The sequence below is a fragment of the Novosphingobium sp. G106 genome (genome assembly GCF_019075875.1).
Classification (GTDB): domain Bacteria; phylum Pseudomonadota; class Alphaproteobacteria; order Sphingomonadales; family Sphingomonadaceae; genus Novosphingobium.
Genome location: NZ_JAHOOZ010000001.1, coordinates 4009099 through 4030499, shown reverse-complemented (window position 1 = coordinate 4030499; position 21401 = coordinate 4009099). Strand labels below are relative to the sequence as shown.

Below are 21401 nucleotides of genomic sequence, written 5' to 3'. Positions count from 1 at the left end.
CAAAAGGCGAGTCATCGCGCCAGCAGGTTGCGTGCCTGCGTGGCGAGCTGGGCCAGGATCGCCGGTGAGACCGCGACCGCAGACTGCGCGCGGGCTATCGTCGCGCGGAACTGGCGGATCGCGCCGGCCTGCGCTGCGGCCCAGGTGTCGACAATGGCCACGGGGTCCTTCTTTCCGGCGATCGAGCGGCGCAGGAAATCGAGCCGCATTTGCTGGAAGTCGCGCGACAGGCCGGCGACGAGTAGCCGCTCCCAGCTATCCGACGGGTTCAGCCGCACCGCGGTGCCCTGCGCCCAGTCGAGCCCTAGTCGGGTGCCGAGGTCGATGAAGGCTGCCGTCAGTGCCGGCGCAGTCACGCCGATGTCCCGCGCCAGGCTGGAAAGCCCGACCGCCCCGTCCATGTCGAACACGTGTGCGACCATGCCGGTTTCGGTTTCCGGGGCGCCAGCGGCGATGAGCTCGTCGCGCAGCCTGCCCGATGCTGTGCGGCTCTCGCTACCGAGCAGCTTTTGCGCCGCGCCGGCCAACTGGTCGACGCCGGGCTTTAGCGCCTCGATCAGGGCGGAGGGGCGTACCTGCCCCGCACCGACGCGCAGCAGATCGGCGATCTGCGGCCGCAGTGCCGCGGCCGCGCTGCCCAGCAACCGGATGCGCGCCGGCTCGGGCATGGCCGTTGTTTCGAGCGCCTGCCAGATCCGGTCCATGCCGAACAGCCGTTCGGCGGCGATGAAGCCCGCACAGACTTGCCCCAGGGTCGCGCCTTCCTGCTCGACCAGCTCGAAGGGATGGACCAGCCCGAGCCGGTTGATGATGCGGTTGGCGATCTTGGTGGCGATGATCTGGCGCCGCAGGCGGTGGCCGAGGATGTCTTCCTCGAACTTCTTGCGCATCTGCGGCGGGAAAGCGGCAAGCAGGTCCACCGTCAAACCGGGGTCGTCGGACAAGGCCGAACTCTCCAGCGCGTCCTGGATGGCGAGCTTGGCGCTCGACAAAAGCACCGCCAGTTCGGGGCGAGTCAGGCCCCCTCCGCCATTGTTGGGGCCTTCGGCGGCGCGGCGCGCGAGGACCTCGTTGTCGGCCAGACCCTCGGTTTTGCGATCGAGCTGGCCGCGCTCCTCGAGCATCTCGATGACGCGGATGTAGGACGGCGTCGCCGCAGCGCCAGGGGCCTCGGCGATCGACAGGCCGAGCGCCTGCAAGCGGTTGTCTTCCAGGACGATGGCCGAGACGTCGTCGGTCATGTCGCCGAGCAATTTGACCCGCGCCTTCTCTGTCAGCCGCCCGTCGCGCTTGGCCGAGGCGAGCGCGATCTTGATATTCACCTCGTTGTCCGAACAGTCGACGCCGGCTGAGTTGTCGATGAAGTCGGTGTTGATCCGGCCGCCCTGGCCCTCGTCACCTTGGAGCGCGAACTCGATCCGCCCCGCCTGGGTGCAGCCAAGGTTGGCGCCCTCGCCGATGACATGGACGCGGATGTCGCGGCCGTTGACCCGCAGCGCGTCGTTGGCGGGATCGCCGACCTGGACGTTGTTCTCGCTTTCGGCCTTCACATAGGTACCGATGCCGCCGAACCAGAGCAGGTCGACCGGCGCTTTGAGGATCGCGGAGATCAGCGTTTCGGGATCGGCGCTCTCGGCCTCGATGCCCAGCGCGGCGCGTACTTCTGCGCTCAACGGAATCGACTTCAGCGAACGCGGAAACACGCCGCCGCCCTTGGAGATCAGCGCCTTGTCGTAGTCGTCCCACGACGACCGCGGCAGCGCGAACATGCGGTTGCGCTCGGCCCAGCTCTTTGCCGGGTCGGGATCGGGGTCGAGGAAGATGTGGCGGTGGTCGAATGCGGCGACCAGCTTGATCGCCTTCGACAGCAGCATGCCGTTGCCGAACACGTCGCCCGACATGTCGCCGCAGCCGACGACCCGCACGCTTTCGTTCTGCACGTCGACGCCGCGTTCGAGGAAATGGCGCTGCACCGAGATCCACCCACCGCGTGCGGTGATGCCCATCGCCTTGTGGTCATAGCCCTTCGAGCCGCCGCTGGCGAAAGCGTCGTCGAGCCAGAAGTCCTTCTCCTCGGCCAGCGCATTGGCCGTGTCGGAGAAGGTCGCCGTGCCCTTGTCGGCGGCGACGACGAAATAGGGGTCTTCGCCGTCGCGGATGACCACGCCCTTGGGGTGGACGACCTTGCCCGAAACGATGTTGTCGGTGATTACCAGCAGGGTGCGGACGAAGACCTGGTAGCTCGCCTTGCCTTCGGCGAACCAGCCCTCGCGGTCGCGCACCGGGTCAGGCAGCCGCTTGGGATAGAAGCCGCCCTTGGCGCCCGTCGGCACGATCACCGCGTTCTTGACGCGCTGTGCTTTCATCAGCCCGAGCACTTCGGTGCGGAAGTCGTCGCGTCGGTCCGACCAGCGCAGCCCGCCGCGGGCGACCGGGCCGGCGCGCAGGTGGATGCCCTCGACCCGGCGCGAATAGACGAAGATCTCGCGCCAGGGCACGGGCCGGGGCAGGCCGGGGACGGCGGCCGAATCGATTTTGAAGGCCAGCGCCGTCTCGGGCGCGGTTTTTGCCGGCACGACGAAGGCATTGCTGCGCAGCACGGCTTCGACGAGCGCCTGGTAGTGGCGCAGCAGCCGGTCGTCGTTGATCGCGGAGACCGCCGCCAGCCCCTCGCGGATCGCGGTCTGCGCAGCCTCTTCGGCCTTGGCGCGGTCGCCGGAGAAGGCGGGATCGTGGCGCGCGGCGAACAGCGCGATCAGCCCGCGCGCCACCCGCGGCGCGTTCTGCAGCGCGTCGACCGCGGTGCCGATGCCGTAGGACAGCGTCGCCTGGCGCAGATAGCGATACCAGGCGCGCAGCCAGTTGGCCTCGTGCGCGGCCATCGCCGTGGCGGTGATCAGCCGATTGAAGGCATCGTCCTCGGCCACACCGTTGAGCACCGCGGCGATCGCCGCTTCGACCTCGGCGGCGCGCTTCATCAGGTCGGGGCCGGTGAGGCCGCGCGGCAGGTCGAGCTGGAAATCGTGGATCGCGCCGAGTTCGCCCTCGTTCAGGATCGTCGGCATGTCGCCGGCGACGCGGAAGCCGAAATTCTCCAGCATCGGCACGGCGTCGGACAGTTCGAGCATGCCGCGGCGCTGGTAGAGCTTGAGGTGGAGCCGGCCCTCACCGCAGCCCTCAGGGCAGTGGAAACGAGCATCGCGACGCGGCGCGGTGTCGGCGCCGTCCACAGAGAGGCCCTGCAGGCGGACGATATCGGCGGCGGCCTCGGCCGGGCCGTAATCCATGCGGTAGGCGAGCGGAAAGGCATCGGCGAAGCGCGCGGCAAGCGCGGCCGCCCTGCCCGGCGCGTCGCACGCAACCAGTTCCGCTTCGACCGCCGCCGGCCAGCCGCGCACCATGGCGGCGAGGACCTTGTCCAGCACCGTCTCGTCGGGCGTGGGCGCGTTATCGTCGATGTCGACGACGAAGCGCAGCATGGCGAGGTTCTCGGTGATTTCGAGGTTCCAGTCGATCACCGGCGCGTCGGCCGCATCGGCGACCATGGCCTGGACCTGCAGCCGCAGCGCCGTCGAGAACAGGTCGCGCGGCATCCAGACGAAGGCATAGAGATGCCGGTCGAGCGGCGAACGGACCAGCAGGATGCGCGGTCGCGGCCGGTCGATCAGGCTCATCATGGTGGTGGCGATGCGGGTCAGGTCATCGCTCTCGAAAGCGATGATAAGGTCGTGCGGCAGCGCGGTCAGCGCGTGGACCAGCGCCTTGCCGTCATGCCCGCGCGGATCGAAGCCGAAGCGCTCCATTAGCGCGGCAAGCGCGGTCCGCAGGCAGGGCACCAGGTCGGGCGGGGCGGCCAGGGCGGCGCTGGTCCAGAGCCCGGCATGGACTGAGAGCGCGCTGATCTTGCCGTCCTCGATCACCGGCACGATCACCAGGTCCACCGGCACACGGCGATGGACATGGCTGATCTCGTCGGACTTGAGCAGCAGGGGCGCCCGCCCGCCCTTTTCGAACCAATCGAAAGCGCGCTCGAAGTTGTCAGCGGTGGGCAGAACGCGGCGGCCCAGCCGGCAGATGCCCAGCGCCTTGCTCTGCCGCCCGTCGCGGCGGCGCATGACGTGGCCGAGCTGGGTCAGCATGTCGTCCTTGAACCAGCGCAGCAGCGCCGCGCCATCGGTATCGGCGCCGGCGATCTGTTCGAGCCGCCCGGCGTCGGTGGACAGTGCCGTCTGCATCTTCGGCCAGTCGGCGACCGCGGCACGCACGTCCTCCAGCGTCGCGGCCAGCGCTGCGCGCAGTTTCACGCGGGTCCGCGCGTCGGCGCGGGGGTCTCGATATAGACGATCGACTCGCGCAGGCCCTTCTCGCCGCCTACGGAAAGGTCCGTGAGCCTGCCGGCCTCGGTTCGGCGAACCGTGACCATCGGGTGGACGAGCCGGTCGATCGCCAACCCCTGCGCGTCGACCGTCGTCGCGATCGAATCGACCAGGAACGGCATGTCGTCGTTGACCACGGTGATCCGCGTCAGCCGGTCGGCGACTGGACCCGTGACCGATCTGACTACGATTGCCGGCTTGCCAGGCTCGCGATCCATCGCCGCTTCCAGCACTGCGCCGGCCGCTGCGGCCAGGCTTTCCTTGGTGAAAATGTCTTCGCCGGCGAGCAGCGAGGCGGACAGTTCTTCGGCCACGGCAGCTGCCAGGCGCTTTTCGGACGGCATTGGCCGCTCCCCCGTTTTTTAAACTCCGCCCTGTCGCAGGGCTTCAACAGTCAACTGCAAGGAGCGTTCCCGCGCCTTGGGATCCCAGATGGCACCGGCGACGATGATCTCGTCCGCCTGTGTCCGTTGTATGAAGGCCTGCATCTGCTGGCGCACGCTCGCCGGGCTGCCGATCGCGCTGGCACTCCGGGCGAAGTCGAGTCCCGCGCGCAGCTCAGGCGGCAGGCTGTCGCGATAGCCGGGCACCGGCGGCTTGAGCCGGCCGGGGCTGCCCGTCCGCAGCGCGACGAAGCTCTGGTCGCCCGAGGTGGAAAGCAGCGCGGCTTCCTCGTCGGTATCGGCCGCGACGACCATCATCGCCGCCATGACGTGGGGCTTCTCCAGCGTCTCCGAAGGCTGGAACCGCTCGCGGTAGAGCTTCAGCGCCGCGTCGAGCTGGGCCGGGGCGAAATGCGATGCGAAAGCGAACGGCAGGCCGAGATGGGCGGCAAGGCTGGCGCCGAACAGGCTGGAACCGAGGATCCACATCTCGACGTCGGCGCCGGTCCCTGGCGTCGCTGCCAGCGGCAGCGGCGGATAGCCGGCGAAGCGCGCCTGCAATTCGGCGACGTCCTGCGGGAAGCGGTCGGCGGCTTCCATCAGGTTCTTGCGCAGGGCCTGGGCGATCCGCTGGTCGGCTCCGGGCGCGCGGCCGAGGCCAAGGTCGATGCGGCCCGGGAACAGCGCGTCGAGCGTGCCGAACTGCTCTGTGATGACGAAAGGATTGTGGTTGGGCAGCATGATGCCGCCCGCGCCGATCCGGATGGTCGATGTGGCATGGCCGATGTGGGCGAGCACGACCGAGGTCGCGCCGCCGGCGATACCTTCCATGCCATGATGTTCGGCGACCCAGAACCGCCTGTAGCCCGCCGCCTCGGCGACCTGTGCCAGCGCGGCGGTTTCGGCGAGCGCCTGGCCCACCGTGCCGCCCTCGCGCACCGGAACGAGATCGAGGACGGAAAGCGGGATCATGGTTTCACTGCCGTCTGCATTGGCGTTTGCTTCGGCCCCTGCGCGGCGGGGGCGGGGCCGAGCTGCGCGATATAGCCCTTGGCGGTCGCTGCCGCCTCGCTGTCCGGAGCGGTCGCCAGGACCGACTGCCAGCTTCTGCGCGCTGCGTCGTTGCGGCCCGCGAGCACGGCGATGACGCCGGCCTCGAGCCCGATTTCCGGATCGGCGGGAATCAGCGCCGCGGCCTTCTCGATCTGCGCCTGCGCTTCGGGCAGCTTGTTCATCCGGCGAGACAAGGTCGCTGACAGCAGCCAGGCCTGGGCATTGTCGGGCGCGACTTCGCGGGCTTCGGTCAGCGCGGCCGCGGCCTCGTCGTTGCGCTTGAGCAAGACCAGCGCACGGGCGCGGTCCACGTCGATGCCGCCCGTCATCGCCGCGTCGCCTACGGCATCGGCATGCGCGCTATCGAGCTCGGTCAGCGCCGCACCAGCGTTACCCTGCGCCAGCGCGGCATTGCCGGCCATGGCACCGAGCCTCGCGCGCAGCGTCTTGTCGCCCGCGGCATCGCGCGCGGCGACGAAGGCGGACTGGGCCTCGGCCCATCTGTCCTGGCGGCTCAGCGCCACGCCCAGGCATTCGCCGGGCACCGCCTTTTCCGGGCCTTGTACGCTGGCGAGCCAGGACCGTGCGCTCGCTTCGCCGTCGGTGGGCGTCTGTTCCGCGATATCGAGGCAGCTCTGCTGCCGGCTTGGCACCCTTGCCGGCGCTGTCTGCGCCTGGACCCGGGCCTTGCGCGGCGGCCGCAGCGGCTCGCTCTGCAGCTCATGCGGCAGCGGGGGCGCGGCGCCGGGCGAATTAAGTGCGCCGACCTGGGCGAGAAAGGCGAGGACAAGCGACATCCGGGGCTCCGTCAGCCGGCCTCCCCGACGAGTGCCGCTACCGTGCGCAGCAGCAGCGCGATGTCCTGGTCGCGCGAGAGGCGGTGGTCGCCGTCCTTGATCAGAGTGACCTGCACGTCGGCTGAACGCACGACGGCCGCGAGGCGCATGGAAACTTCCCAGGGCACGTCGGGGTCGGCCTGGCCGTGGAGCAGCCGTACGGGGCAATCGAGCCCGATGTCGTCGCCGAGCAGGAGGTGCTCCTGCCCATCGGCCCAGAAGCCGGGATGGGTTGGCGTCGGCTCCGGCCCGTACTGATTGGGCTCGTAGACTGTCTCGCCCGCGGCGAGCCGGGCCTTGTCCGCATCGGACCGGCCCCAGGTGGTGAAGTCCGGCGCCGCGGCGATCCCGACCAGTCCGGCGCGGCGCTCGGCCGGCAGGGCGAGGGCTACCAGCAGCATCAGCCAGCCGCCCATCGACGAGCCGACCAGCACGACGGGGCCGGGACAGAGCGCCTCGATCAGCGCCAGCACCTCGTCGCGCCAGCGCGAGAGCGTGCCGTCGGCAAAGTCGCCCGAGCTTTCGCCGCAGCCCGAATAGTCGACCAGCAGGCAGGTTCGCCACTGCGACACGGCCCAGTCGAACACCGCGCTCGCCTTGCCGCCGGCCATGTCGGACATGTAGCCGGGCAGGAACACGATCGTCGGTCCGCCGCCGGTTGCGAAGCGATAGGCGATGCGGCGCCCGTCGGGCATCTCATGAAAGCGCAGCTCGGTCATCACCGGCTATGTGGGCCGGACGGGGCGGCTCGGCAAGGCATCATCCTCGCCAATCCGCTGCGTAACCTCAGGCCACCTTGCGACCCGCGTCCGGCTTGCCCTCGAGCTGCGGCGATCCCTCGTAGTAGCCCTGCACCGCATCCGCCTCGATCGGGCGGCTGTAGTGATAGCCCTGGACGTGGGTGCAACCGGCGCTGCGCACGGGGCTGACCAGGTCTTCCTCGCTGATGCCCTCGGCCACCACTTCGGCGCCGATGCGCAGCGCCATGGTCACCGCCGCGTCGAACACCGCCTGCGAGGTCGGGTCCTTGTCGAGATCGGTGATCAGGCTGCGGTCGAGCTTCAGCCGGTCGAACTTGAAGGTCTTCATCATGCAGAGCGACGAATAGCCGGTGCCGAAATCGTCGAGCGCGATGCGGAAACCGGCGTTGCGCAGCAGGTTCAGCGTCATCAGCGCGCGCGTGTTGCGCTCGATCGACAGCGATTCGGTGACTTCGAGGATCACGCGCTGCGGCGTGATGCCCTGCTTGCGGCAGCAATCCATCAGGAAGCCGACGAAGCCCTCCTGCGCCAGCTGCAGCGGTGAGAGGTTGATGCTCATCGACAACCCGGGCCAGCGCGCCAGGTCGGTCAGGGCGCGCTGGACGATCCAGTAGCCGAGCTGGACCATCAGGCCGCTGCGCTCGGCGGCGGGAATGAAGCGCGAGGGGCTGATCTCGCCGAGCAGCGGGTGGTTCCAGCGGACCAGCGCCTCGACCTCGTTCTCGGCCCCCTGGAACGGGTGGATCGGCTGATAGACCATGCGCAGCTGGCCGTCGTCGAGCCCGAGCGCGAGGTCGCGTTCGAGCGCGCGGCTGAGCTCGCGCTCCTCGGCGAGGTCGGTGGTGAAGCGCGTCGCGCGGTTCCGGCCGCCGTTCTTCGAAGCGTAGAGCGCGAGATCGGCCTTGTTGATCAGCGCGTTGACCTCGGCCTCACGATCGCTGGCTTCGTCGTCGCCCGTGGCCGCTTCGATGCCTTTGGCTTCGACGAGGCCCAGCGAAATGCTGACCGCGACGTTGTAGTCGCCGAGATCGAACGGCGCGCGCATGGCGCCGATCAGGTTGGTGCCCAGCGTCGGCGCGGCGGCCGCTTCGGGCAGCGCGACGCAGAGGGCGAATTCGTCGCCGCCGACACGCGCGATGATCGCGTCCGGGCCGAGTTCATGCTTCATGCGTTCGCCGATCAGCTTGACGAGCTGGTCGCCCACGGCGTGGCCGTAGTCGTCGTTGACATGCTTGAAGCGGTCGATGTCGGCCAGCATCACCAGGAAGGTCTGGCCGTTCGCGCCGGCCAGCCGTTCGCCGGTCCGGTCGACGAAGGCGCGGCGATTGGGCAGTCCGGTCGAGGGATCGGTGAAGGCCAGATTCTGCACGGCCTGGGCATTGCGCCGGAAGGTTTCGAGCGAGCCTGACAGCGCTTTCAATTCGCGCAGGCGGAAGTCGCCGACCTCGATGTCGAGATCGCCCGCCGCCAGCCGGCGCAAGGCAACATGCATGCGGCGCAGCGCGGGGAGGATGTTGAACAGCAGGTCGAACAGGATCAGCAGCGCGAAACCGATCGTCACCGCACCGGTCCCGATCACCAGCCACTGCCAGTTCGAGCTCGACCGGCTGAGCTGGTCGTATGCGCCGTCGCGGTCGGCGCTGGCCTTGGCCTCGATCGCCGCGGCGAGCGCGGCCATCCGCGCATTGCGATCGTCGATCGCGGCGCGCTCGGCGCGGCCCGAGGCGGGATTGCCATGGACGTCGATGATCGTGGCGACATGCTGGTCGATGTCGTTGAGCGCCGCGTTGTCCTGGGTCAGGCCATAGAGCTCCATGCCAGTAGCGCGCAGCGCATTGATCTGTTCGCCGATGCGGATGGCAGTGTCGGTCAGCTCGCCGTCGTCGGACTCGCTCGCATCGACGCCGGGTTCGGGCGACAGATAGAGATGAGTCGCCAGGCGGAACTGGGAGATCGATTTGACCAGCTGCTCGGCATGCTCGGTATTAGTTGCCGCGGCGCGCAGCGTCTCGCTCTCCACGCGCAGCTTGATTGCGCGATCCTGCGAGATCACCTGCAGCGCGCCGGTACAGGCGACGATAAGCAGCAACGCCCCGATCAGCCGCTTTTCCAGCGATCCGAAAATAGCCCCTAGGCCGGCCTTGAGGCCCGCCCCCGTCAACCACTGCATTAACGACCTCATCGACTTTTTTGGCCGGCTCGCGTCGCTGCGGCCGGCATGTTCACCGAACGCGATCCAGCTACGCGCCAATGGTTGAGAAATTCTCCCTAAGTTATGAAGCAAAACCTCAGATTTCTGCCATTTTTCTGTCATATTAGCCGCGCTTGAGCCGCGCCGGCCGCCGTGCTAATCGGGCCGTGATGGCACGCGTATTCTCCCTTGCGCCGAGCACTACCACCACCCCGGGCAACCGGGGGCGGTTCGTCGCGGGCGCCTAGCGCGCCGGCACGCCGCCGTCCGGGTTCGGACAGGCGGCGTCTCCTTTTCGAACCTGACTGACAGACGCCGCCCCTTCCGGTGCGTCGGGCTTTCTGCCAAACCGCCGCAAAATTCGATCGAGAGTGAGAATGACCGAACTTCTGAAGATCAGCCTGCCCGATGGATCCGTGCGCGAGATGCCGGCCGGCTCGACTCCCGCAGACGTCGCCGCGGCGATCGGGCCGGGCCTCGCCAAAGCGGCGCTGGCGGCGAAGATCGACGGTGAGCTCGTCGACCTGTCGCGGCCGTTCACGGGCGATGCCTCGCTGGCGCTGGTGACGGCGAAGGACGAGGCAGAGGCGCTCGACCTCGCGCGGCACGATTACGCCCACGTCCTGGCCGAAGCCGTACAGGCGCTGTTCCCCGGCACGCAGATCACCTTCGGCCCCTCGACGGACGATGGCTTCTACTACGACTTCGCGCCCGCGGCTCGACCGTTCACCGACGAAGACCTGCCGGCGATCGAGGCCGAGATGCGCCGGATCATCGCCGCCAACAAGCCGCTGGTGCGCGAAGTCGTGCAGCGCGATGACCTGATCGCCAAGTGGAAGGCCGCGGGCGAGAGCTTCAAGGCCGAATGGGCCGCCGAGCTGCCGCAGGGCGAGGAGCTGACCGTCTATCACAGCGGATCGGACTGGTACGACATGTGTCGCGGCCCGCACCTGCCCTCGACGGGCAAACTCGATCCCGCCGCGTTCAAGCTGACGCGCGTGTCGGGCGCCTATTGGCGCGGCGATCAGAAGAACGCGATGCTGAGCCGCATCTACGGCACGGGCTGGCTCAACAAGAAGCAGCTCGAAGCGCATCTCCTCCGGCTCGAGGAAGCGGCCAAGCGCGATCACCGCAAGCTTGGGCAGGAGATGGACCTGTTCCACCTCCAGGCCGAAGCCCACGGCTCGGTCTTCTGGCATCCCAAGGGCTACGTCATCTACCGCGCGCTCGAAGACTACATGCGCCGCGCGATCACCGAGGCCGAGTGCCTCGAGGTCAAGACGCCGCAGGTGATGGACGCGCGTCAGTGGGAGAAGTCTGGCCACTGGGGCAAGTACCGCGAGAACATGTTCGTCATCCCCGACGAGATCCCCAATGTCGAGGACGAGGGACCGCTGGTCTCGGACCACGCCGAGTGGATGGCGCTCAAGCCGATGAACTGCCCGGCGCACATCCTGATCTTCAAGCAGGGCATCAAGTCCTACCGCGACCTGCCGCTGCGCCTCGTCGAGAACGGCTGCTGCCACCGCAACGAGCCGCACGGCGCGCTGCACGGCCTGATGCGCGTGCGCCAGTTCACCCAGGACGACGGCCACCTGTTCTGCCGCGAGGACCAGATCGTCGATGAAGTCCGCACGTTCTGCGCGCTCGCGGACCGGGTCTACAAGGACTTCGGCTTCACCTATGCGATCAAGCTGGCGCTGCGGCCCGACAACCGCATCGGCACCGAAGAGCAGTGGGACATCGCCGAAGCCGAGCTGCGCGACGCCGTGATCGCGGCGGGCCTCGCCACGCCCGAATATGGCTGGGAAGAGCTGCCGGGCGAAGGCGCCTTCTATGCGCCCAAGCTCGAATGGCACCTCACCGACGCGATCGGCCGCACCTGGCAGGTCGGCACGATCCAGTCGGACCGCATGCTGCCCGAGCGGCTCGACGCCAACTACATCGGCGAGGACGGCGAGAAGCACCGCCCGGTGATGCTCCACCGCGCGATCTTCGGCTCCTACGAGCGCTTCATCGGCATCCTGATCGAGCACTTCGCCGGCAAGCTGCCCGTCTGGCTGGCGCCGGTGCAGGCGGTGGTGGCGACGATCGTCTCCGACGCCGATCCTTATGCCGCCGAAGTGGCCGAGAAGCTCAAGGCCGCGGGCCTGCGCGCCGAGACCGACCTGCGCAACGAGAAGATCAACTACAAGGTGCGCGAGCACTCGGTCGCCAAGGTCCCGCACCTGCTGGTCGTCGGCAAGCGCGAGGCCGAGGAAGGCACCGTCGCGATCCGCACGCTGGGCGAAGAGCGCCAGCGCTTCATGCCGCTGGACGAGGCGATCGCCATGCTGAAGGCGGAGGCGACTCCGCCTGATCTGCGGTGAAGGTTCGGCCCGGTACTTCGGCGGACGTTCCGCGCGCGCTGGCGATCTGGCGCGCGGCGGTCGATGCAACGCACGGTTTCCTCAGCGCCGAACACCGGCAGGAGATCGACGGGATCGTCTCGGGCTTCCTGCCCGAAGCTCCGCTCTGGATCGTCGACGATGCCGACCTGCCGGTCGGCTTCTTGGTGATGGACGGTGACATGATCGACGCGCTGTTCGTCGATCCCGCCGTACATGGCCGCGGGTTCGGTTCTGCGCTGATCGCCCATGCGCTGACGCTGGCGCCCGCGGCGCTGGTCGATGCCAATGAGCAGGCGAGCAATGCGCTGCCGTTCTACGAGGCGCGCGGCTTTGTGCGGATCGGGCGGTCGGAGCTGGATTCGGACGGGCGACCCTATCCGATCGTCCACCTGCGCTATGCAGGACCGGCGAGGGCTTAGAAGAAGGGCAAGGCCTCGCCGGCGGCGATCAACGCGAGCGCGCAGCCGCAGACGATCAATATGCGCAAGGCTTCGAGCGGCTCCTGCCGGGCGGTGCGGGTGAGGGCGATGACTCGTGCCATTGCTCGATCATGCGCCCGAGGCATTGCTGAACCGTAAACGTTTTTCCGGCTCCCTGAGCTTGTCGAAGGGCTGCACTTTTCTGGCGACAACCGGTACTGCCTCAAGAACAGGACAGTCCTTCGACAAGCTCAGGATAGCCGGTTTTAGCCTATGCCGAAGGCATCTGCTGGCTTGCGCAGTGGAAGCCGCCGCCGCCCGCGAGCACGGCATCGGCGGGCAGACCTAGGCAATCGCGATCGGGGAATAGCTCTGCCACCGCGGCCACGCCTTCGGCATCCATCGCCATGCCGAAAGTCGGTACGACGACGAGCTTCGAGGTGATCGCGAAGTTCATGTAGCTCGCCGGCTCGATCCGCCCGTCACGCTCCAGCAGGCCGGGCGAGGGCACTTCGCGCACGGTCACGCCGAAGGCCTCGGCGCGCGCTTTGGCGTCGGCATAGATCGCCGCGTTGGGATCGTTCGCCCCGTTGGCGCGCGGCAGCGCCAGCACGCCGGGCGCGACGAAGCGTGCGAGATTGTCGACGTGGCCGTCGGTGTGGTCGTTGATCAACCCGTCGCCGAGCCACAGCACGCGCTCGAAACCGAGATCGGCGCAGAGCTGGCGCTCGATCTCGCCGCGCGACAGTTGCGGGTTGCGGTTGGGATTGAGCAGGCACTGCTCGGTCGTGGCGACCACGCCTGCGCCGTCGGTGTCGATCGCGCCGCCTTCGAGGATCCAGTCCGACGTGTCGATTTCGAGACCGGCATCGCGCGCCAGTTCGGCGCCGATCGTCTGATCACCTTCCATCAGGTACTTCCCGCCCCAGCCGTTGAAGCCGAAGCGCCGCGCCCGGCGACCACCCGCACCGTCTGTCCTCACCAGCGGCCCGGTATCGCGCAGCCAGACATCACCATAGGTACGGCGTTCGAGCGTGACCTTGCTGCCAACCAGCCTCCGCGCCCGCGCCTCGTTGGCCTCGCTGCGCACGATCAGCCGCACCTCCTGCCCGCTTTCGGCGACGGCGCCCGCGAAGGCCGCGATCTGGGCCTGCGCTGCGTCTAGAAAACCCGGCCATTCCTCGGCATCGTGCGGGAAGCCGATCCACAGCCAGTCCTGCGGGTGCCATTCGGGGGGAAAGCTGAAGGTCATTTCGTCACCGTAGCCCGGCTCGCGTCGCGCACGCGGCGGAATTCGTCGTCAGGGTGCCAGTTCGGCCAGGCGCTGCTGATCGCGAGATCGTGGCCGAGGCGATAGAACAACGTCACGTCCTCGGTGATGCCTGACCAGTCCCAGTCGGGCGAATATTCGTCGTTCGGGCCGTGGTAGCGGTTCTTGACGTAGTCTTCGTGGGCCGCGTCGCCGGCTGCCTTGCCACCGACGAAAAGGTCGGTGCCGCGCGAGAGGTCGAACATCGGCACGCCGCGCTTGGCGAAGCTGAAATGGTCCGACCGGTAGTAGCTGCCGCGCTCTGCGTGGTCCTCGGGCGTTTCCTTGAGGCCCATGTCGGCCAACGCCGCGCGGAACAACGCGGTCAGGTCGGACTTGTCGCCGCCGGTCAGCGAGTAGTCGCGCGCGCGGCCGCCGGGGTCCAGCGCGTCCATGTTCACGCCGCCGACGGTCTTGGCCAGCGGATAGACCGGATGCCGCGCATAAAATTCCGAACCGAGCAGACCCGATTCCTCGAGCGTGACCGCCAGGAACACCTGGCTGCGCGGCGCGCGTCCGGCCGCGGCACTGGCCTTGGCGATCGCCGTCAGCGCGGCGACCCCGGTCGCATTATCGACCGCGCCGTTGCAGATGTCGTCGCCGCTGGCATCGGGCGTGCAGTGGCCGAGGTGGTCCCAGTGGGCCGAATAGAGCACATATTCGTCTGGCCTCGTCGTTCCCGGCAGCACGCCGACGACATTGTGCGAGACCGAGCGGCGAACAGCGTTGTCGAACGACAGGCTGGCCTTGAGGCCCAGCGGCACGGCCTTGAAGCCCTTTTGCCGGGCAGCGGCGCTGAGGCCGGCGAAGTCCTTGCCCGCGGCGGCGAAGATCTTCTGCGCGACGGGCAGCTGGATCCAGCCGTTGACCTCGGTCTGGTCCATCCCGTCGTTGGGCGACTGGACGAAGTACTGCGGGCTGGTCCCGCTCGATTGCAGGACGTTCCAGCCATAGGCGGCGGGGAAGGTTTCGTGGACGATCAGCGCGCCTTTGGCCCCTTGGCGGGCGGCTTCCTCGTACTTGTAGGGCCAGCGGCCGTACCAGGTCATGCGGCGGCCCTTGAAGAGGCCCTGCTCGCCTTCGGTCTGGTAGTCGGGGTCGTTGACCAGGATCACGGCGATCTTGCCGTGCATGTCGATGCCCGCATAGTCGTTCCAGCCGAGCTCCGGGGCATTGATGCCATAGCCGACGAAGACCAGCTCGGCGCCCTGGATGTCGGTCCTGGGAAGCAGGCGATAGCTGTTCGCGACATAGTCCTTGCCCACGGCGAAGCTCAGCGGTGCGGTGCCACCGGTGATTGCCAGCGGCGAATGGTGACTGCCGGTGACTTCCACGGTCGGCACGTCCTGCAGCCAGCCATCCTTGCCCGGTTGCAGCCCGGCCGCCTTGAACGCGGCGATGATCGTGTCGAGTACCTTGGGCTCGACCGCGGTGCTGGGTGCGCGGCCTTCGAGGTCGTCGGCCGACAGCCGCTCGACCACGCGCTTCATCAGCGGCACATCGATCTGCGGCTCGGCGGCCAGCGCCGGCGCGGCGAGCAGGATCGAAAGGACGGTCAGGGCGGAAAGCGCTGGTTTCATGAAGGTCATATCCTGTGGGGGGGGGCAGGCAAGGCGGCTTTAGGTGAGCGTGCGGCAGGCGACAAGGCAGCTTGCTCTGCGCGCCGTGTGCGGGCAGTCAGAGGTCATGACTGCCGACTGGACAGGAGCCCTAGCCCGCGCCGAAGCCCATGCGCCTTTCCTTTCGCGCGCGATGGACCGGCTGCCCGATCTCGTCGCGCTGCTGGCGGCTGGCGAGGGCAAGGCAGCGCTGGCCTGGGCCACGCGACAGGGCGAGGGCGTGGAGGAGGTCGGCGTGGCGCTGCGGCGCGAGCGGCTGGCATTGGCATTGGCGTTGGCGATCGGCGACCTGGCGGGCGCCTTCCCCGTGGCGCGAGTCACCGGCGAACTCTCGCTGTTCGCCGACCGCGCGATGGACGCAGCCATCGCCGAGGCCATCCGCCGCCGCGTGCCCGATGCCGAGCCCGCCGGCTTCATCGCGCTGGCGCTCGGCAAGCACGGCGCCTGCGAGCTCAACTACAGCTCGGACATCGATCCGATCCTGCTCTATGATCCCGCGCTGCTCCCCCGTCGCGAGCGCGACGAGCCGGGCGAGGCGGCGGACCGCGTCGCACGTGCCGTCGTCGAGACTCTCGGCCGGGTGACGGGCGACGGCTATGTCTTCCGCGTCGACCTGCGCTTGCGGCCGGCGTCCGAAGTCAGCCCGCTGGCGATTCCGATCGAGGCGGCGCTGACCCATTACGAAAGCTCGGCGCTCGCCTGGGAACGCGCGGCCTTCATTCGCGCGCGCGCGTGCGCGGGTGATATTGGAGCGGGTGAAGCCTTCCTCGCGGCGATCCGGCCTTTCGTCTGGCGCAAGAGCCTGGACTTCGGCGCGATCGCCGAGATCGGCCGGCTGACGTCGCAGATCCGCTCGAACACCCGCCAAGCCTGGACCGTAGGGCCGAACTTCGATCTGAAGAAGGGCCGGGGCGGGATCCGCGAGATCGAATTCTATGCCCAGACGCACCAGTTGATCCATGGCGGGCGCAATCCAGCGCTGCGGCTGCGCGGCACGCGCGCCACGCTCGATGCTTTGGCTGCGGCGGGAATCATTCCCGCCGACGATGCGCAGCTCCTTGGCGACAGCTACGACCGGCTGCGCACGCTCGAACACCGGCTGCAGATGGTCGCCGACCAGCAGACGCATGCTTTGCCGAGCGAATGGGCGGCCATCGAGGGCGTGGCGAAGCTTGAGGGCCTGCCCGACAGCGATGCACTCCTGAGCGAGATCACCCGCATCACCCAGGCGGTCGGCGAGCGCTACGACGCGCTGATCGCAGCAAGCGGGAATGGTGGCGGGAACGGCGGGAGTCTCGGCGGGAATGTCCTGCCCGTCGGCAGCAAACCGCTGACCGAGGAACTCGCGCGACTGGGCTTCGCCGACGCCGACGAGCTGGCCCAGCGCATCGACGGCTGGCGATCGGGCAAGATGCGCGCGCTGCGCAGCGAGGCCGCGCGTATGGCCTTCGATGCGATCCAGCCGGCCCTGCTCGCCGCACTCGCCGCCGCGCCCGAGCCCGAGCGTGCCTTCCTGCGCTGGGAACAGCTGCTGGCGAACCTGCCGACGGCGATCAACCTGTTCAACCTGCTCGAAGCGCGGCCGGCGCTCGTGCAACTGCTCGCGCGCATTCTCAGCCTCGCCCCGCCGCTGGCTGACGAGCTCGCGCGCCGCACCGACCTGCTCGACCCGCTGATCGACGCCAGCGCTTTCGCCCTGCCCGGCGACGTCGAGGCGCTGGTTGCGGACTTCGCCTGCGGCGAGTGCGACGACGACTACGAGCGCGTGCTCGACCGTGTCCGCCGCCGCGTCGGTGAGAAGCGTTTTGCTCTCGGCGTCCAATTGATCGAAGGCGCGACCGATCCGCTCGAGATCTCCGCTGCCCTTGCGCGCGTCGCCGAAGCTGCGATTCGGGTGCTGACTGATGCGGCCCTGGCCGAGTTCGAGCGCAGCCACGGCCGCATCGCTGCCAGCGAACTCGTCATCCTCGGTCTCGGCCGCATGGGCGGCGGCGCGCTGACCCACGCCTCTGACCTCGACCTGGTCTATCTGTTCACCGGCGATTTCGAAGCCGAATCGGACGGACGCCGCCCGCTTGCCGCCACCGCCTATTACAACCGCCTGTGCCAGCGCGTGACTGGTGCGCTGAGCGTGCCGACCGCGGAAGGCGCTCTCTACGAGGTCGATACCCGGCTGCGGCCTTCGGGCGACCAGGGGCCGCTCGCGGTCAGCTTCGACTCATTCGAGCGCTACCAGAAGGAGCAGGCCTGGACCTGGGAGCACATGGCGCTGTGCCGTGCCCGGCCCCTCTACGGTTCGGCAGAGGCGCGCGACGCGCTTTGCGGCATAGTCAGCGAAGTCCTGAAGGCGCCGCGCGATGCGGCGAAGTTGCGGGCGGACGTGCTGGAAATGCGCGCGACCATGGCGCAGCACAAGCCGGGCAAGGGCCTGCTTGACGTCAAGCTGTCGCGCGGCGGGCTCGTCGATGTCGAATTCATCGTCCACTATCTGCAACTCAGAGAGGGCAAGGCGCTGATCCCGCGGCTCGGCGAGGCGATTCCCATTCTGATCGCCGAAGGGCTGTTGCCCGAGGCAATGATCGCTGCGCACGGGACGCTGGCGCGCCTGCTGATCACCGCACGCCTGCTGGCGCCAGATGCGCGGGAACCACCGTCCGCAGCACGAAGCGTGCTTGCCAAGGCCTGCGGATGCAGCGATTGGGATGCCGTGCTGGCCAGCCTGGCCCAGGCACGCGGCGCGGTCGCCGCGGTCTGGCAAGACCTGTTCGGCGAAGAACTGGAGATAGCCTGATGAGCTCTACCCGTCCCGGTGTCGGCGACGCCCTGCCCGATGTCGCGCTCGAAACGCCCGATGGCGGCCAGGTGAAGCCGTCGGACTTCAAGGGGAAGAAGCTGGTCGTTTTCTTCTATCCCAAGGACGACACTCCGGGCTGCACCACCGAGAACATCGACTTCTCGCGCCTCGCGCCCGAATTCGACAAGGCCGGCGTTGCGCTGCTCGGGGTCAGCAAGGATCCGCCGAAGAAGCACCAGAAGTTCGCCGAGAAGCACGGCCTCGTCGCGCCGCTTGCCAGCGATGCCGAAAACGGCGGCCTGTCCGATGCGCTCGGCATCTGGACCGAGAAGCAGAACTACGGCCGCACCTATATGGGCATGGTCCGCACGACCTACCTCGTCGGCGCCGACGGCAAGATCGCCCGCGTCTGGGACAAGGTGAAGGTCAAAGACCACGCGGCCCAGGTGCTGGAGGCGGCGAAAGCGCTCTGATTTTGCCCAGCGTTGCACAAGCCATCCACGCCGCGCTGCTGACCGGCGACCCGCGCGCCAAGGCGATGGCGGCGCGCAAGGTCGCGCGCGACTGGCGGCTGGGGCGGCTGGCCTATGCCTTTGACGTCACGATGCCCGATCGCCCGGCGCGCCTCGCCGCGCCCGAACTGCTGCCGCCCAACCGCATGCCCAAGCGCGGCAAGGGCGGGTCGGAACGCGGCCGGATCGCGCTGTGGCATGCGATCGCGCATATCGAATTCGTCGCGATCGATCTGGCGCTCGACCTCGTCGGGCGGTTCGGTGCCGAACTGGGGCGGGGCTGTGTCGACGACTTTCTCTCGGTCGCGGCCGACGAGGCGATGCATTTCGCCCTGCTCGAACGGAAGCTCAAAGCGCTCGGCAGCCATTATGGTGCGCTGCCCGCTCACGATGGCCTGTGGGACGCCGCTTACGAGACGCGGCACGATGCCGCAGCGCGGCTAGCCGTGGTGCCGATGGTGCTCGAAGCGCGCGCGCTGGACGTCACCCCGTTAACGATTTCGCGGGTGCGTGCGACGGGTGACGAAGCTGGCGTCAGACTGCTCGAACGAATCCTTGACGATGAGATTCGCCACGTTCGTTTCGGCGCAAATCATTTCGCCGCAGCCTGCGATCGACGCGGCGAAACGGTCGAAAACCTGTGGAATTCGCTGGTAAAACGCCACTATCGGGGCACTCCGAAGCCACCGTTCAACGACTCAGCGCGTGCGGCAGCCGGTTTACCGCGGACTCTCTATGCTGCGGTTGCGTAGGTAAGTTTTGCCTGTCTACAACCAAGCTGCGAGTTGGCGGGGGGTTCCGACCATCTCCAAAAAACAGGCTCGGCGGCCCTGCTGCCGAGACAGAACATGGTCGTACTCGGCGGTTTGCCCCGTGCAAACCTTACCGATCGAGACAAGGTATTTTGAGTGGTCGTTAACGGTTTTATCGCGACGGTACGTGCATTCACGGGTTCGCTCATTGCCGCAGCAGCGGTGTTCAGCGCCAACCCCGCACTGGCCAACAGCAGTGCCAACGCCGACATCGCCGCGCCGCTGCGCGCAGCCCAGGCCGCAAAGCCGGCCACCGGCGGTGAAGAGCAGTTCCGCTCGCTGTTCTCCAGCTGGCAGGCCATCGAGAAGCAGCAGGCTCCGCTTGCAGCCGTTTCCGAAGCCGCCAACCTCGCCGCTTCTTCGCGTCCCTCGGGCGTCGCCCCCCTGATCGCTTTCACCGGTAATCCGTTCCGCCGCTCGGGCGCATCGATCCCTTCGCGGGTCCCGGTCGAAGGGTTCCACATGTCGAGCGACTTCGGCATGCGCGTTCACCCCGTGCTCGGCGGTCGCCGCATGCACAAGGGCGTGGACCTGCCCGCGCCGGTCGGCACGCCGATCCACGCCACGGCCGACGGCATCGTCAGCCGCGCCGACTGGTTCAGCTCCTACGGCCTCTATGTCGCGCTTGAGCACGGCGGTAACATCGAGACCCGCTATGGCCACATGTCGCGCCTGAACGTCGCGGCCGGCCAGGAAGTCCACAAGGGTGACATTATCGGCTACGTCGGCACGACCGGCCGCTCGACCGGCCCGCACCTGCACTACGAAGTCCGCATCGCCGGTGAGGCCGTGAACCCGGTCCCCTACATGCAGGTCGCCAGCTACTAAGAGATTTTGCCCGGAGCTTCGAGGCTACCGGGCGACAAAGCCAAACCCAGCCCAAAAAAACAAACAGGGTAGAACAAAAGGGTAGTTTGAGGAGGATGCAACAAGGGCGGCGCTTCGGTGCCGCCTTTTTTGTTGGTGCGGTGGACGCAAGCAGTCATGCCTTCGGCATTGGCCAGCCTCAGGGGCCCGGAGCAGAGCGAACTCCGCTCCGGGGCAGTTTTCATTCCGAGGCGAAATCCGTCGATACCGCGACTGCGCGCCACTGTTCCACTATGGCAGTGTCCGAAACCTGTTTGGCTTCGATCGCCGCCACGGTATCGCTGCCGAGCGGCAGTCGTACCGGCGGGTTCGGTGCGTCCACGAAAGCGATCAATACCTCTGCCAGTTTGGCCGGATCGCCCGGCTGCTGATGGTTCAGCCCGCTCGCTATCTCACGGACCTGGCCTGCCGTTGTCGCATAGTCGCCGATGATTGCGGGACTGACCGAGAGAGACTGCGAGTCGAGGAAATCTGTGCGGAAAAATCCCGGCTCTACCACGGTCACATGCACGCCAAGCGGCGCGAGTTCTTCATGCAGCGCTTCGCTCAGCCCCTCGACCGCGAACTTGGTCGAACAGTAGACACCAAAGCCCGCCCCGCTGCGATAGCCGCCGATCGACGATACGTTGAGCACCCGTCCCGAACGCGCCGCGCGCATGTGCGGCAGCACGGCGCGGGTGACGTTGAGCAGGCCGAACACGTTGGTGCGATAGATCGCCTCGACCTCGGCCGCGCTCGCTTCCTCGACCGCCCCCAGCAAGCCAAAGCCGGCATTGTTGAGCAGCACGTCGATCCGGCCGAACCGGTCGATCGCGGCGCGCGCGGCCACCCCGGCCTGGGCCTCGTCGGTCACGTCGAGCACGACGGCGAGGAGATTGGGGTGCGTGCCGAAGCGATCGGCGATCGCCTGCGGATTGCGTGCCGTGGCGACGACGGCATCGCCCTTGGCCAGCGCACGTTCGGTCACCAGCGCGCCGAAACCCCGCGATGCGCCGGTGATGAACCAGGTCTTCATGGTCATGATCAGTCTCCTTGTCGGGTCCGGCCCAATGCCGGCTCGCGAGGAGTAAATTGCCGCT

The 21401-nt window shown here is 67.9% G+C and carries 14 protein-coding genes and 1 pseudogene; 6 read left to right on the top strand and 9 right to left on the bottom strand.

All coding sequences use genetic code 11. The annotated features are described in order from the left end of the window. Positions 1-11: 11 nt before the first annotated feature. From KRR38_RS19180 to KRR38_RS19160, 5 genes and pseudogenes are all read right to left on the bottom strand, one after another. A pseudogene (locus KRR38_RS19180) lies at positions 12-4720 on the bottom strand (NAD-glutamate dehydrogenase domain-containing protein). A gap of 18 nt (positions 4721-4738) precedes the next feature. Then, entirely contained in the window at positions 4739-5731 is a 993-nt protein-coding gene (locus KRR38_RS19175) for an LLM class flavin-dependent oxidoreductase (RefSeq protein ID WP_217404567.1), read from the bottom strand. Next, complete coding sequence (locus KRR38_RS19170) at positions 5728-6609, bottom strand: hypothetical protein (protein ID WP_254514876.1); 882 nt, start codon at positions 6607-6609, stop codon at positions 5728-5730. Before KRR38_RS19170 ends, KRR38_RS19175 begins: the two co-directional genes overlap by 4 nt. Positions 6610-6620: 11 nt before the next feature. Next, entirely contained in the window at positions 6621-7367 is a 747-nt protein-coding gene (locus KRR38_RS19165) for an alpha/beta fold hydrolase (RefSeq protein WP_217404565.1), read from the bottom strand. A 67-nt stretch (positions 7368-7434) separates the two neighbouring features. Further along, positions 7435-9579 (bottom strand): bifunctional diguanylate cyclase/phosphodiesterase, encoded by a 2145-nt coding sequence (locus tag KRR38_RS19160; protein ID WP_217404563.1) that lies wholly within the window; start codon positions 9577-9579, stop codon positions 7435-7437. A gap of 398 nt (positions 9580-9977) precedes the next feature. Here KRR38_RS19160 and thrS point away from each other — a divergent pair, with 398 nt between their 5' ends. After that, complete coding sequence (gene thrS, locus KRR38_RS19155; RefSeq protein ID WP_217404561.1) at positions 9978-11969, top strand: threonine--tRNA ligase; 1992 nt, start codon at positions 9978-9980, stop codon at positions 11967-11969. Continuing rightward, complete coding sequence (locus tag KRR38_RS19150) at positions 11966-12409, top strand: acetyltransferase (protein WP_217404559.1); 444 nt, start codon at positions 11966-11968, stop codon at positions 12407-12409. The genes thrS and KRR38_RS19150 overlap by 4 nt, the downstream gene beginning before the upstream one ends. On the opposite strand, the gene KRR38_RS37085 is transcribed toward KRR38_RS19150, so the two are convergent. The 3 genes from KRR38_RS37085 to KRR38_RS19140 form a co-directional block, all read right to left on the bottom strand. Further along, positions 12406-12531 carry a hypothetical protein gene (locus KRR38_RS37085; RefSeq protein WP_256449490.1) on the bottom strand — a complete coding sequence of 42 codons (126 nt, stop codon included), beginning with the start codon at positions 12529-12531 and terminating at the stop codon, positions 12406-12408. The two genes, KRR38_RS19150 and KRR38_RS37085, sit on opposite strands and share 4 nt — an antisense overlap. 149 nt (positions 12532-12680) lie before the next feature. After that, on the bottom strand, positions 12681-13661 hold the full coding sequence (locus KRR38_RS19145) for an agmatine deiminase family protein (protein ID WP_217404557.1): 981 nt from the start codon (positions 13659-13661) through the stop codon (positions 12681-12683). Beyond that, the gene (locus tag KRR38_RS19140; RefSeq protein WP_254514875.1) at positions 13658-15298 is read right to left on the bottom strand and encodes a M28 family metallopeptidase; all 1641 of its coding nucleotides are present in this window, start codon (positions 15296-15298) and stop codon (positions 13658-13660) included. Before KRR38_RS19140 ends, KRR38_RS19145 begins: the two co-directional genes overlap by 4 nt. Before the next feature lie 106 nt (positions 15299-15404). On the opposite strand from KRR38_RS19140, the gene KRR38_RS19135 reads away from it, so the two are divergent. From KRR38_RS19135 to KRR38_RS19120, 4 genes are all read left to right on the top strand, one after another. Next, positions 15405-18128, top strand: a complete 2724-nt coding sequence (locus KRR38_RS19135) for a bifunctional [glutamine synthetase] adenylyltransferase/[glutamine synthetase]-adenylyl-L-tyrosine phosphorylase (protein ID WP_217404553.1) — start codon at positions 15405-15407, stop codon at positions 18126-18128. Beyond that, positions 18128-18604, top strand: a complete 477-nt coding sequence (locus tag KRR38_RS19130; protein WP_217404550.1) for a peroxiredoxin — start codon at positions 18128-18130, stop codon at positions 18602-18604. Before KRR38_RS19135 ends, KRR38_RS19130 begins: the two co-directional genes overlap by 1 nt. 2 nt (positions 18605-18606) lie before the next feature. Next, entirely contained in the window at positions 18607-19395 is a 789-nt protein-coding gene (locus KRR38_RS19125) for a ferritin-like domain-containing protein (RefSeq protein WP_254514874.1), read from the top strand. A gap of 156 nt (positions 19396-19551) precedes the next feature. Then, positions 19552-20283, top strand: a complete 732-nt coding sequence (locus KRR38_RS19120) for a M23 family metallopeptidase (protein WP_309141087.1) — start codon at positions 19552-19554, stop codon at positions 20281-20283. Positions 20284-20503: 220 nt separating this feature from the next. Here the strand turns inward: KRR38_RS19120 and KRR38_RS19115 are convergent, their stop codons facing one another. Continuing rightward, positions 20504-21343, bottom strand: a complete 840-nt coding sequence (locus tag KRR38_RS19115; protein ID WP_254514873.1) for an oxidoreductase — start codon at positions 21341-21343, stop codon at positions 20504-20506. Positions 21344-21401 lie beyond the last annotated feature (58 nt).